The 11,544-nt window shown below is 49.6% G+C and carries 18 protein-coding genes; 17 read left to right on the top strand and 1 reads right to left on the bottom strand.

The window, feature by feature from the left end:
* From rpsE to rpsI, 17 genes are all read left to right on the top strand, one after another.
* The coding region (gene rpsE / locus Q0E49_RS03730; protein ID WP_295746615.1) for a 30S ribosomal protein S5 at nucleotides 1-439 on the top strand (439 nt) is incomplete at its 5' end.
* A gap of 14 nt (nucleotides 440-453) precedes the next feature.
* Nucleotides 454-636, top strand: a complete 183-nt coding sequence (rpmD, locus tag Q0E49_RS03725; RefSeq protein ID WP_295746614.1) for a 50S ribosomal protein L30 — start codon at nucleotides 454-456, stop codon at nucleotides 634-636.
* Between the two features lie 30 nt (nucleotides 637-666).
* The gene (rplO, locus tag Q0E49_RS03720) at nucleotides 667-1,104 is read left to right on the top strand and encodes a 50S ribosomal protein L15 (RefSeq protein WP_295746613.1); all 438 of its coding nucleotides are present in this window, start codon (nucleotides 667-669) and stop codon (nucleotides 1,102-1,104) included.
* Entirely contained in the window at nucleotides 1,105-2,427 is a 1,323-nt protein-coding gene (gene secY / locus Q0E49_RS03715; RefSeq protein ID WP_295746612.1) for a preprotein translocase subunit SecY, read from the top strand.
* A gap of 23 nt (nucleotides 2,428-2,450) precedes the next feature.
* Nucleotides 2,451-3,101: an adenylate kinase gene (locus tag Q0E49_RS03710; RefSeq protein ID WP_295746618.1), complete on the top strand. Its 651-nt coding sequence runs from the start codon at nucleotides 2,451-2,453 to the stop codon at nucleotides 3,099-3,101.
* A gap of 126 nt (nucleotides 3,102-3,227) precedes the next feature.
* Entirely contained in the window at nucleotides 3,228-3,446 is a 219-nt protein-coding gene (infA, locus tag Q0E49_RS03705; RefSeq protein WP_295746611.1) for a translation initiation factor IF-1, read from the top strand.
* A 32-nt stretch (nucleotides 3,447-3,478) separates the two neighbouring features.
* Nucleotides 3,479-3,598: a 50S ribosomal protein L36 gene (rpmJ, locus tag Q0E49_RS03700; protein ID WP_102280643.1), complete on the top strand. Its 120-nt coding sequence runs from the start codon at nucleotides 3,479-3,481 to the stop codon at nucleotides 3,596-3,598.
* Between the two features lie 26 nt (nucleotides 3,599-3,624).
* Nucleotides 3,625-4,005, top strand: a complete 381-nt coding sequence (gene rpsM / locus Q0E49_RS03695; protein ID WP_295746610.1) for a 30S ribosomal protein S13 — start codon at nucleotides 3,625-3,627, stop codon at nucleotides 4,003-4,005.
* A 29-nt stretch (nucleotides 4,006-4,034) separates the two neighbouring features.
* Nucleotides 4,035-4,424, top strand: coding sequence for a 30S ribosomal protein S11 (gene rpsK, locus Q0E49_RS03690; protein WP_295746609.1), 390 nt, complete (start codon nucleotides 4,035-4,037; stop codon nucleotides 4,422-4,424).
* A gap of 82 nt (nucleotides 4,425-4,506) precedes the next feature.
* Nucleotides 4,507-5,451 carry a DNA-directed RNA polymerase subunit alpha gene (locus tag Q0E49_RS03685; protein WP_295746608.1) on the top strand — a complete coding sequence of 315 codons (945 nt, stop codon included), beginning with the start codon at nucleotides 4,507-4,509 and terminating at the stop codon, nucleotides 5,449-5,451.
* A gap of 30 nt (nucleotides 5,452-5,481) precedes the next feature.
* Nucleotides 5,482-5,865: a 50S ribosomal protein L17 gene (gene rplQ, locus Q0E49_RS03680; protein ID WP_295746607.1), complete on the top strand. Its 384-nt coding sequence runs from the start codon at nucleotides 5,482-5,484 to the stop codon at nucleotides 5,863-5,865.
* Between the two features lie 189 nt (nucleotides 5,866-6,054).
* A complete protein-coding gene (locus Q0E49_RS03675; RefSeq protein WP_295746606.1) occupies nucleotides 6,055-6,885 on the top strand; it encodes an energy-coupling factor transporter ATPase in 831 nt (276 codons plus the stop codon).
* Nucleotides 6,861-7,739: an energy-coupling factor transporter ATPase gene (locus Q0E49_RS03670; protein ID WP_295746605.1), complete on the top strand. Its 879-nt coding sequence runs from the start codon at nucleotides 6,861-6,863 to the stop codon at nucleotides 7,737-7,739. Before Q0E49_RS03675 ends, Q0E49_RS03670 begins: the two co-directional genes overlap by 25 nt.
* Nucleotides 7,732-8,547, top strand: a complete 816-nt coding sequence (locus Q0E49_RS03665; protein ID WP_295746604.1) for an energy-coupling factor transporter transmembrane component T — start codon at nucleotides 7,732-7,734, stop codon at nucleotides 8,545-8,547. The genes Q0E49_RS03670 and Q0E49_RS03665 overlap by 8 nt, the downstream gene beginning before the upstream one ends.
* Before the next feature lie 52 nt (nucleotides 8,548-8,599).
* Nucleotides 8,600-9,385, top strand: coding sequence for a tRNA pseudouridine(38-40) synthase TruA (gene truA, locus Q0E49_RS03660; protein WP_295746603.1), 786 nt, complete (start codon nucleotides 8,600-8,602; stop codon nucleotides 9,383-9,385).
* A gap of 85 nt (nucleotides 9,386-9,470) precedes the next feature.
* Nucleotides 9,471-9,917 (top strand): 50S ribosomal protein L13, encoded by a 447-nt coding sequence (gene rplM / locus Q0E49_RS03655; RefSeq protein WP_295746602.1) that lies wholly within the window; start codon nucleotides 9,471-9,473, stop codon nucleotides 9,915-9,917.
* Between the two features lie 14 nt (nucleotides 9,918-9,931).
* A complete protein-coding gene (gene rpsI / locus Q0E49_RS03650) occupies nucleotides 9,932-10,327 on the top strand; it encodes a 30S ribosomal protein S9 (protein ID WP_102280666.1) in 396 nt (131 codons plus the stop codon).
* A 106-nt stretch (nucleotides 10,328-10,433) separates the two neighbouring features.
* On the opposite strand, the gene Q0E49_RS03645 is transcribed toward rpsI, so the two are convergent.
* Nucleotides 10,434-11,471: an aldose epimerase family protein gene (locus Q0E49_RS03645; protein WP_295746601.1), complete on the bottom strand. Its 1,038-nt coding sequence runs from the start codon at nucleotides 11,469-11,471 to the stop codon at nucleotides 10,434-10,436.
* Nucleotides 11,472-11,544: the final 73 nt, after the last annotated feature.

The following is an 11,544-nucleotide window of genomic DNA, read 5'->3' as shown; positions in this document are numbered from 1 at the left end:
CACCAAGGTTGTTAAGGGTGGTCGTCGTCTTCGTTTTGCCGCACTAGTTGTTGTCGGCGACAAGAACGGTCACGTTGGTTTTGGTACTGGTAAGGCTCAGGAAGTTCCTGAAGCTATTCGGAAGGCTTCTGCAGCCGCACAAAAGAACCTGATTACTGTCCCAACTGTTGGTACTACTATTCCACACGAAGTAATTGGTCACTGGGGCGGTGGCAAGATTCTTCTGAAGCCAGCCGTTGAAGGTTCTGGGGTTACCGCCGGTGGTGCGGTTCGTAACGTCATGGAATTAGCTGGTATTGACGATATGACTGCAAAGCGTCTCGGTTCAAACACTCCTGTTAACGTTGTTCGCGCAACGTTTGATGGTCTGCGTCAGCTGAAGAGCGCTGATGAAGTTGCTTCGCTGCGTGGCGTTTCCGCTGAACACCTGGCTGAATAAGGAGGACATAAATTATGGCTCAAGTTAAAATTACTTTAGTTCATAGTGTTGCCCACCGTGAACCACGTCAACGTGCCATTGTAAAGGCACTGGGGCTTGGCCGCGTTGGTAGTTCTGTTATCAAGCCAGATAACGCTGCTACCCGGGGCGCTATTTTCAAGATTGCCCACTTGCTTTCAATCGAAGAAGTTAAGTAATCACTTTGAATTAAGGAGGTGCCGAACACAATGAAGTTAAACGAATTAAAGCCAGCTGCCGGCTCACGTTTCAAGCGTCTGCGTCGTGGCCGTGGTCTTTCATCAGGTCACGGTTTCACTTCTGGTCGGGGTACCAAGGGTCAAAAGGCTCATGGTAAGACCCGTCTGGGCTTCGAAGGTGGCCAGATGCCACTTTACCGGCAAATGCCAAAGCGCGGCTTCGTTAACATTAGCCGTAAAGAATACGCGATTGTTAACCTGGCAACGCTGGACCGTTGCTTTGACGATGGCGCTGAAGTAACGCCTAAGACGCTGGTCGACAACGGAATCGTTAAAAATCTGAAGAATGGTGTGAAGATCCTTGGCAACGGTAAGCTCAGCAAGAAGCTGACCGTGAAAGCCAACAAGTTTTCTGCCGCAGCAGTTTCTGCAATTGAAGCTGCCGGTGGTAAAACTGAGGTGATTTAATTGTTCACTGCCATCACAAATGCTCTCAGGGTGAAGGAAATCCGTAAAAAGATCCTCTTTACCCTGTTTGTGTTGATTGTCTACCGGATCGGTGCGTGGATCACCGTTCCTGGTGTGAACGCTGCAGCCCTGACACAAATCTCGTCGACTGGGCTGGCGTCAATATTGAACACTTTCAGTGGTGGGGGATTATCAAACTATTCATTATTTGCAATGGGGGTTTCCCCCTATATCACTGCGCAAATTGTTGTCCAGCTGTTGCAGATGGATATTGTTCCGAAGTTTGTTGAGTGGAGCAAACAAGGTGAAGTTGGGCGCCAGAAGTTAAACCAAGCCACCAGGTGGTTAACGATCGTTTTGGGCTTTGTTCAGTCGATCGGGATCACGGCCGGCTTTAACACGCTGAGCTCAATTAAGCTGGTGGAGCACCCAACGGTCACAACTTATTTGACCATTGGGCTGATCTTAACAGCCGGGACGATGTTTGCGACCTGGCTTGGTGATATGATTACCGAGCGCGGGGTCGGTAACGGTGTTTCCATGTTGATTTTCGCTGGGATTATTGCCCAGATGCCAAGTGGTATTACTCAACTATGGAATGACCAAATTACCGGTGAAAACGGTAGTCAGCTGTGGATGGGAATCGGGTTTATTGCCTGTGTTGTTATTGCCCTGCTAATCATTGTGGCTTTTGTCACTTGGGTTCAGCAGGCTGAACGGCGATTGCCAATTCAATACACCCGTCGGACAACGACGGCACCATCTAGCTCCTACTTACCACTGAAAATTAACGTGTCCGGAGTTATTCCGGTCATCTTTGCGGGTTCGTTTATCTCAACGCCACAAACCATTTTGATGGCATTCCAACAATCACACGGTGGCGATACCTGGTACCAGGTCATGACAACAATTTTCAACATGCAGTCTGGCCCGGGGATTGCGTTATATACTTTTTTGATTGTTGTCTTTACCTTCTTCTACGCGTTTGTTCAGGTTAACCCCGAAAAGCTAGCTGAAAACCTGCAGAAGCAGGGGAGTTACATTACTGGTATTTGGCCAGGTCGGGGAACACAGCAGTACGTTTCTGGGCTGCTGATGCGTCTGAGCACTGTCGGCTCGCTCTTCTTAGGGTTGATCTCACTGATTCCACTGGTTGCCAGCATTATCTGGAACCTCAGCCAGTCAATTGGTCTTGGTGGGACGAGCTTATTGATCATCGTTCAGATCGCTCTCGACCTTAACCGTCAGATTAACGGTTTAACGATGAAGCGTGAGTATATTGGCTTTATCCGCGAAGGACAAAGGCCGGATACAGAAGCTTAAGGAGGAATTGGTAAATGAGTACAATGAACCTCGTTTTAATGGGTCTGCCAGGTGCCGGCAAGGGAACCCAAGCGGACCTAATCATCAAGGATTTCAACATTCCACACATTTCAACTGGTGACATTTTCCGTGCCGCAATCAAAAATCAGACTGAAATGGGTAAGAAAGCCAAGTCATACATTGATGCTGGTAACTTAGTTCCTGACGAAGTGGTCAACGGAATCGTTGCTGAGCGACTGGCACAAGATGATACCAAGAAGGGCTTTATGCTCGATGGCTTTCCACGGAACCTTGTTCAAGCCAAGGCGTTGAATAAGATGCTTGAAGATGATGGTCGTCAACTTGACGCCGTCATTAACATCCATGTTGCACCCGACGTGCTTGTTGATCGGTTAAGCGCCCGTTTTATGTGTAAGAATTGCGGTGCTTCATACAACCGGCTCTACCACAAGCCGAAGGTTGAAGGTACTTGTGACGTTTGCGGTGGTCACGAATTCTTCCAGCGTGATGATGACAAGCCGGCCACTGTTAAGAACCGGTTAGACGTTAATATCAAGCTGAACACACCACTGGTTGACTTCTACAAGAACCAGGGCGTTTTGCACAACATCAATGGTGAACAATCAATCGAAGATGTTTACAAGGATGTTCGTAAAGTTCTGGTTAACCTGTAACTAGTCAAAACTTGCGTAACTAGCCATCTTGTGCTATTATTTGTGAGGTTTTGTCTAGTTCGCAGTGGAAAGTCTCTGGCTTTCCACCGCTTTTACGTAAATTGAACGGTAAGGAGGAACCATTTCGTGGCCAAAGCTGACGTAATCGAAATTGAAGGTAAGGTTAAAGAAACCTTGCCAAACGCAATGTTTAAAGTGGAACTGGAAAATGGTGTAGAAGTCCTTGCCCATGTTTCTGGCAAGATTCGGATGCACTACATTAAGATCCTGCCCGGAGACCGGGTACGGATGGAAATGTCTCCGTATGATCTGACTAAGGGTCGGATTACTTTCCGCTTCAAGTAAATCGTAAGTATTAATAGTGGAGGATTATTGACATGAAAGTAAGACCATCAGTCAAGCGTATGTGCGAACACTGCCGGATCGTTAAGCGTCACGGCACTGTTATGGTAATTTGCCCAGCCAACCCAAAGCACAAGCAACGTCAGGGCAAGTAATTTAGTTTAGAAACGGAGGTGTAATAATGGCTCGTATCGCAGGTGTCGACTTACCTCGTGACAAGCGAATCGTAATCGGCTTAACTTACATTTATGGTATCGGTAACACTACTGCTCAGAAGATTTTGGCAGCTGCAGGTGTTTCAGAAGATGTTCGTGTTCGTGACTTAACACCGGACCAGGAAGACAAGATCCGTGCACAAGTGGACCAACTTCAGGTTGAAGGTGACCTTCGTCGTGAAGTAACGATGAACATCAAGCGTCTGCAAGAAATCGGTTCTTACCGTGGCATGCGTCACCGTCGTGGTCTGCCAGTTCGTGGTCAACACACTAAGAACAATGCCCGTACTCGTAAGGGTAAGGCAGTTGCCATCGCAGGCAAGAAGACGTCAAACGCTAAGAAGTAATCTAAAGAAAAAGGAGGTCAGTTAGTTTTATGGCTACCAAAAAAGGAACGCGCAAGCGTCGTGCAAAGAAGAATGTTGAAACTGGTGTAGCACACATTCACTCAACATTTAACAACACGCTGGTAATGATTACCGATGTTCAGGGTAACGCTGTTGCTTGGTCTTCAGCTGGTGTCCTTGGTTTCAAGGGTTCTCGGAAGTCAACTCCATTTGCTGCTCAAATGACTTCAGAAGCCGCTGCTAAGACGGCAATGGAACACGGTATGAAGACTGTTGAAGTTGAAGTTAAGGGCCCGGGTTCTGGTCGTGAATCAGCAATCCGTGCACTTCAAGCAACTGGTCTGGAAGTAACTGCTATTCGTGATGTTACCCCAGTTCCGCACAACGGTTCTCGCCCGCCAAAGCGTCGTCGTGTTTAATTTGCAACGGCAACGGACGTTTTCTGCCCACTGTTGTTTTGTTAAAATGCGGACCACGTTTTGAAAGGGGTAAAACGGTAGAATGATCGAATTTGAAAAACCAAACATTCAAAAAGTTGAGGAGAACGACAACTACGGCAAGTTTGTTGTTGAACCACTCGAACGCGGTTATGGGACGACCCTTGGGAACTCCCTGCGTCGGGTGATGCTCGCCTCAATGCCAGGTGCCGCCATCACTAGTATCCAAATTGATGGTGTTCTTCACGAATTCAGCACTGTTGAAGGTGTAACTGAAGACGTGACTCAGATCATCTTGAACCTGAAGAAGGTTGCAATGAAGATTGATTCTGATGATGAGAAGAATCTGGAACTGGATGTTAAGGGTCCTGCAAACGTTACTGCAGGCGACATCCAAGGTGACGGTGACGTTACCATCTTAAATCCAGACCTTCATCTGGCAACCGTCGCTGATGGCGCTGAATTACATATTCAAATGACTGCTGACAAGGGTCGCGGTTACGTCTCAGCAACTGACAACAAGGCCCGCATGGATGGCCTGGCAATTGGTGTTTTGCCAATTGACTCCATCTACACCCCGATTGAACGGGTCAACTACACTGTCGAAAATGCTCGTGTTGGTCAACGGAGCGACTTTGACAAGTTGACGTTGGACGTCTGGACCGATGGTTCACTGACGCCATCCGAGGCTGTTAGTTTAGCCGCTAAGATCTTGACTGAACACTTGGCAATGTTTGTCAACCTAACTGAAGAAGCGCAAAACACTCAAGTTATGGTTGAAAAAGAAGAGACTCACAAGGAAAAGATGCTCGACAAGACGATTGAAGAACTGGACCTGTCTGTTCGTTCTTACAACTGCCTCAAGCGTGCCGGCATTGAAACTGTTAAGGACCTGACTGAACGGACCGAAAGCGATATGATGAAGGTTCGGAACTTAGGTCAAAAGTCTCTTGAAGAAATCAAAGAAAAGTTGGCTGACCTTGGCGTAACATTCCGCCAGGAAGACTAACCATTACCGATCAAAGGAGGGAACCACTTCATGAGTTATCGTAAATTAGGACGGACCAGTTCACAACGTAAAGCTTTATTACGTGGTCTGACTACTGAACTGATCATCAATGGCCAAATTAAGACGACTGTTGCACGTGCTAAGGAAGTTCGTCGTACGATGGACCAAATGGTTACGCTCGCTAAGAAGGGCGATCTGAGTTCACGTCGTCGTGCTGCTGCCTTTGTTCGTGATGCTGTTGCTGATGTTAAGGAAAATGGCGACGACATCAAGGTACAAACTGCACTGCAAAAGCTGTTTGACGAAATTGGCCCGAAGTACAAGGACCGTCAGGGTGGCTACACTCGCGTGGTTAAGATGATGCCACGCCGTGGTGATGCTGCACCGATGGCATTAGTATCACTGGTCGACTAGTTATTCATTAACTGAATAACGCGTAATAAAGAATCACTGCAATCTGTGGTATAGAGCGTTACGATGATGGGCATTGCCTTAGTCTAGCTCGAAGGCGGGTTTCCCGCGCACCCTGATTGTAAGTGGTTTTTTTATACCCTTTTTTTCGGTATAATGGGTATCAGTGATTAATGAGGAAGGCGGGATTGCATGGCGGCGATCGTCACAACAAAAGATTTGACTTACCGCTATACTGCGGAGGGTCAGGCAGCACTTGACAGGGTAAGCCTGACGATCCCGGCCGGCCAGTGGACCGCTATTATTGGTCATAACGGTAGTGGTAAGAGTACCCTTGCCCGTTTGATAGACGGGTTGCTGGCGCCAACAGCTGGTTCGTTAACCGTAGCGGGAATGCCGATGGATGACGACCACGTGGTGGCGATCCGTCATCGGATTGGCTATGTTTTTCAGAATCCAGACAACCAGTTTATTGGCACCACTGTTGGTGAGGACGTTGCTTTTGGTTTGGAGAATCACCAGGTTCCTCGTGAAAAAATGCAGGATCTGGTTGAGCAAAGTCTTGATTTGGTTGGGATGTCACAGCTGATTGATGCCCAACCAGCCAGTTTATCAGGCGGGCAGAAACAGCGAGTAGCTCTTGCTGGCGTACTCGCCATGGAACCAGATATCTTAATTCTGGATGAGGCAACCAGCATGTTGGACCCGGCTGGCCGTGAGCAGATTGACCGTCTGCTAGTTAAACTACAGCGCGAACGACAAATGACAATTATTTCGATTACCCACGACGCAATGGAAACACTCGCAGCTGATTCGATAATCATTATCAATGATGGTCACCTGGTCAAACTGGGGCCAGCAGACCAGGTGCTGAGTGATGCCGCCGGCTTGCTGCGATTGGGACTAGCTGCGCCTTTTGCTGGCCGGTTAAAATTAGCGTTGGAAAAACGGGGGATCGCGGTTCCCACAAGGGTAACGGATGGTCAAAGGATGGTGGAATGGCTTTGTTCACAGTTAACTTGAAGAATGTTAGCTTTACTTACCAGGCTGGCACACCATTTGCCCACCAGGCACTATTTGACTTGTCATTGCGGATCAAACGCGGGTCATATACGGCCGTCGTTGGCCATACCGGGAGTGGCAAGTCGACCATCATGCAGTTGATTGATGGCCTCCTGAGACCCACTGAGGGCACGGTGACCGTTAACGGGGCGACGGTGACACCATCGAGCAGTCGTCGCCAGTTAGCAGCGTTACGGTCTACTACCGGGTTTGTTTTCCAACTACCGGAAAAACAGTTGTTTGCTGAAACGGTAATTGAAGATGTCATGTTTGGTCCGCTGAATAATGGCCAGTCACCGACAGAGGCACGGCAGAACGCACGGCAGGCATTACAAGCAGTCGGCCTGGGTGAGGAATTTGATCAGCAATCACCATTCGACCTATCCGGTGGCCAGATGAGGCGCGTGGCCATTGCGGGAGTATTAGCAATGAAGCCGCTACTGCTGATTCTCGATGAGCCAACGGCGGGCCTCGATTCACAAGGGGCCATGCAGATGCTTGAATTGGTCGACCACCTGCACCGTCAGGGGACGACAATTCTGCTGGTGACTCACCAGATGGAACAAGTGGCGGCCTATGCTGATCAGGTGGTGGTAATCAACCATGGCCGGTTGGCGTTTCAGGGTGAACCACGGCAATTATTTACCGATAAGAAACTACTTGCTGAGAATGCACTCCGGTGGCCAACGGCGGTGGTGTTCGACCATGCCTTGCGCGATGGCGGGGTCCGTTTGCCAGGAACGGTCCCATTAACCATCGACGAACTGGCCGACAAATTAGCAGCTCAACTGAAAGGACGCGATCAGGATGAATAACCGGGTAGTGCTTGGGATGTACGTTCCCACCAATTCACGGTTTCATCGCCTCGACCCGCGAGCAAAGTTGCTGGTGGTCTGCTGGTACGTGGTACTGGTGTTTTTGGCGAAAACCCTGGGGGAAAACCTGTGGCTAACATTAATCCTCGCCCTGATGATTGTTGTCACAAAGGTACCGTTTCGCATGTACTGGCACGGCTTGAAGCCCATGGCATGGGTAATTGCCTTTACGGTGATCGTCCAGTTACTCTTCAGTTCTGGTGGAGCGACGTATTGGCACTGGGGACCGTTCCACCTGACAAGTGGAGGGATTGCAGATGCTGGCATGGTCTTTGCACGTTTTACCCTGGTAATCTTGGCGTCGACAGTGCTGACTGTTGCTACGCCGCCGCTGCAGTTGGCTGACGCTGTGGAATCACTTATGAAGCCACTCAAAATCTTCCACGTTCCGGTGGGGCAGGTGTCGTTAATGTTGTCCATTGCCATGCGTTTTATCCCGACAATCTTTGATGAGGTTGAAACGATTATGAACGCTCAACGGGCACGGGGCGCCAACTTTGACGAAGGGAACTTGTGGAAGCGCGCCAAAAGATTTGTCTCCGTTTTGATCCCGCTCTTCGTTGCTTCGTTTCAGCGGGCAGAAGAGCTGGCAGTGGCGATGGACGCCCGCGATTACGATCCGAACGGGCAACGGACCAAGTACCGGCTCCTGGAGTGGCAAAAGCGTGACTGGGTTGCCGTGGCGTTGATGGTTGCCGTGACCGTGATTTTCCTGGTATGCCGGTCGTTAACGACCATGGGAAAGTAATGAAGAAAAAGGGGCGGTCCGTGGTGGTCGTCGTTTTATCGTAGGAGAGAAAATGTATCGTTATAAAATTACCTTTGCCTATGATGGCACTAACTTTTCTGGGTTCCAAATCCAACCCCACCAAAGGACGGTTGAGCAGACCCTGAAAGATGTTGTTAATCAGATTGCTAAACATCCCCAGCCACCGTTGAACGTGGTCGGGTCGGGACGGACTGACGCCGGGGTGCACGCGTTGAACCAGGTGGCTCACTTTGACTGCCCATTTCACCTGAGCGGTGATTCCATGCGCAAAGCCCTCAACAGTCTCTTGCCGCGAGATATTCTGGTAAAACGGGCTGAGGAAGTTTCACCAAGCTTCCATGCCCGCTTTTCAGCGCACCGTAAAACCTACCGTTACCGGGTGGTGCAGGGAGATTTTGTTGATCCCTTTAAACGCAACTACACGGCCCATTATAAGTACCCACTTGACGTTGCTAAAATGGACCGCGCCGCTCAGGACTTTGTTGGTCAGCATGATTTTACGAGCTTTGTGGCCTCGGGGAGCCAAGCCAAAAGCAATGTCCGGACGGTGGAAAAAGCACACGTCTTTTATGATCAGCACGACCGCGAAGTAATCTTTGAGTTTACCGGCAATGGCTTCTTGTACAACCAAGTCCGAATTATGGTTGCTTTTTTGCTTGAGATCGGTAGTAACCAGCGCCCGGCCGACGATGTTCCGCGCGTACTGGCGGCCCAGGACCGGGAACAGGCACGGATGACAGCACCAGCATCTGGACTATACTTGGTTAGTGTTGATTATGGGAAGCAAAGTGTTGACGGCCAGGGAGAAAACAGGTAAACTAATAGGCGGTATTCTTTGACCACTGATAAGCCCCGGAATCTTATTACGTTGTTAAAGAACACAAAAATTGGAGGAACTAATCGTGAGAACGACATACATGGCAAAACCAGGTGAAGTTGATCGCAAGTGGTACGTTGTCGACGCCAAGGATGTTTCCCTGGGTCGGTTAGCTTCCACTGTTGCTGCTATTTTGCGCGGCAAGAACAAGCCAACTTACACCCCTCACGTTGATACTGGTGACTTTGTTATTGTTATCAACGCTGCCGAAGTTAAGTTAACTGGTAAGAAGTCAAGCCAAAAGCTGTACTACCGTCACATTAGCAACAACCCAGGTGGGATGCACACCCGGACTGCTGGTGACCTGAAGGCTAACGACCCTGTTAAGTTGATTGAAACTTCAGTTAAGGGTATGCTGCCGCACACCCCGCTGGGTCGCAAGATGGGGATGAAGCTGCACGTTTACGCTGGGGAAGACCACAGCCACGCAGCTCAAAAGCCTGAAAAGCTTGACATTACTAACTTAATCTAAGAGGAGGGGAAAATATGGCTCAACAAGTACAATACACCGGCACTGGTCGTCGGAAGGATTCTACTGCCCGGGTACGTCTGGTACCAGGTTCTGGTAAGATCACGATGAACGGCAAGGCCATCGAAGACTACATTCCATTTGCTAGTCTGCGTGCGATCGTTAACCAACCATTCAACGTTACTCAGACTGACGGTCAATACGACGTTCTGGTTAACGTTCATGGCGGCGGCTTCTCAGGTCAAGCTGGCGCAGCTCGTCACGGTATTGCCCGTGCCCTGCTGGCGGTTGACCCTGACTTCCGTGATGCCCTGAAGAAGGCTGGTCTGCTTACCCGTGACCCTCGGATGAAGGAACGGAAGAAGCCAGGTCTGCGGAAGGCTCGGAAGGCTCGTCAATTCAGTAAGCGTTAATCTGGTTACCAGATTAAGGCGGCAATTGACAACTTTGCCAATTCCATCAAATACAAAAACCACTCGGCAAAATTGCCGGGTGGTTTTTTGCGTTCTTGTTAGGTGGTCAGGCGTGGTATTCGTAGCGAATCTGGTAGTGGCGTGGTTGGTTGGGCCGAACGACGACATCACCGAATTCCGGATGGTTGGGAGTATCTGGAAGGGTCTGTGGTTCGAGGGCAAGCGCCATCCACTGGTTGGCGGGACGGTTGTAGCCTTGAATGTGGAGGTTATTGGCGGTATACATGACCAAGCCGTTACGGTCAGAGTAAATGTCAACGCGGCGGTGGCTCGTCCCGTCTTCCAGCGTGGCAATGGGTGAGTCCATCCGGGCACGGCTTGGTGTGACTTGCCAGATGTCGTCAAAGCCACCTTCCGCAGTTTTTTCCATCGAATGGAGATGATTACCTAACCGGCTTAAGCGGGTAAAGTCAAAACTAGTGGAATCGACTGGCAAAAGGCGGCCTGTCGGCAGCTTCTCATCATCACACTCCAGGTGGTGGTCCCCGTTAATTTGCAAGAGGTGGTTTTCGATCGTGTTATCGTGATCAGACAGGTTCCAGTAGGTGTGACATGTCGGGTTGAACAGGGTTGGTGCACTACTGTGGGCGGTAAAGTCGAGGGTGACGGCATCATTATCGTCCAGGGTATAGATGGTCGTCATTGCCAGGTCGCCAGGGTAGCTATCGATGTCGTGACTAGCAGTGTAGGTAAGCACCAACTGACTGCGGTGTTCACCAACGAGCGGTTCCACGTGCCAAATGACGCCACCGATACCGTTAGGGCCGCCATGGATGGTATTGCCGTTTTCGTTGGTCTCCACCTGGTAGTGGTGACCATCAATCGTAAATTGCCCCTTGGCAAGGCGGCCAGCCGTCCGGCCAATAATTCGACTAGCATTCAAGGAAGCCGTTTCGTCGTACGTGTGAACATCATTAGTAGCGTACAGGAGGTTGAGCGGACCGTGAGCACTGGGAACCGTAAAGGCCTGCCAAATGCCACCATAGTCCAGGACACTAATACTGACGTCGTGTTTGTTAGTCAGGGTGTACTTGGTGACCTGCCGACCATCAAGTTTCCCAAAATTTGCTGTCGATAATTTCATGATGTAACCTCCAAGCTTGTTGACTTATCCTTATTATATAACAGAATGAAAGGGTTACCAATTGGTGGGACTA

This window comes from uncultured Limosilactobacillus sp. (genome assembly GCF_934202235.1).
Lineage (GTDB): Bacteria > Bacillota > Bacilli > Lactobacillales > Lactobacillaceae > Limosilactobacillus.
This window is presented reverse-complemented; position numbering and strand designations above follow the sequence as displayed.

Coding starts and splice junctions, on each gene's coding strand:
- Q0E49_RS03685 (WP_295746608.1), top strand. CDS start 4,507: ATGATCGAATTTGAAAAACCAAACATTCAAAAAGTTGAGGAGAACGAC.
- Q0E49_RS03670 (WP_295746605.1), top strand. CDS start 6,861: ATGGCTTTGTTCACAGTTAACTTGAAGAATGTTAGCTTTACTTACCAG.
- Q0E49_RS03675 (WP_295746606.1), top strand. CDS start 6,055: ATGGCGGCGATCGTCACAACAAAAGATTTGACTTACCGCTATACTGCG.
- rpsM (WP_295746610.1), top strand. CDS start 3,625: ATGGCTCGTATCGCAGGTGTCGACTTACCTCGTGACAAGCGAATCGTA.
- rplO (WP_295746613.1), top strand. CDS start 667: ATGAAGTTAAACGAATTAAAGCCAGCTGCCGGCTCACGTTTCAAGCGT.
- Q0E49_RS03645 (WP_295746601.1), bottom strand. CDS start 11,471: ATGAAATTATCGACAGCAAATTTTGGGAAACTTGATGGTCGGCAGGTC.
- rpmD (WP_295746614.1), top strand. CDS start 454: ATGGCTCAAGTTAAAATTACTTTAGTTCATAGTGTTGCCCACCGTGAA.
- rpsK (WP_295746609.1), top strand. CDS start 4,035: ATGGCTACCAAAAAAGGAACGCGCAAGCGTCGTGCAAAGAAGAATGTT.
- rplQ (WP_295746607.1), top strand. CDS start 5,482: ATGAGTTATCGTAAATTAGGACGGACCAGTTCACAACGTAAAGCTTTA.
- Q0E49_RS03710 (WP_295746618.1), top strand. CDS start 2,451: ATGAACCTCGTTTTAATGGGTCTGCCAGGTGCCGGCAAGGGAACCCAA.
- rpmJ (WP_102280643.1), top strand. CDS start 3,479: ATGAAAGTAAGACCATCAGTCAAGCGTATGTGCGAACACTGCCGGATC.
- rpsI (WP_102280666.1), top strand. CDS start 9,932: ATGGCTCAACAAGTACAATACACCGGCACTGGTCGTCGGAAGGATTCT.
- truA (WP_295746603.1), top strand. CDS start 8,600: ATGTATCGTTATAAAATTACCTTTGCCTATGATGGCACTAACTTTTCT.
- Q0E49_RS03665 (WP_295746604.1), top strand. CDS start 7,732: ATGAATAACCGGGTAGTGCTTGGGATGTACGTTCCCACCAATTCACGG.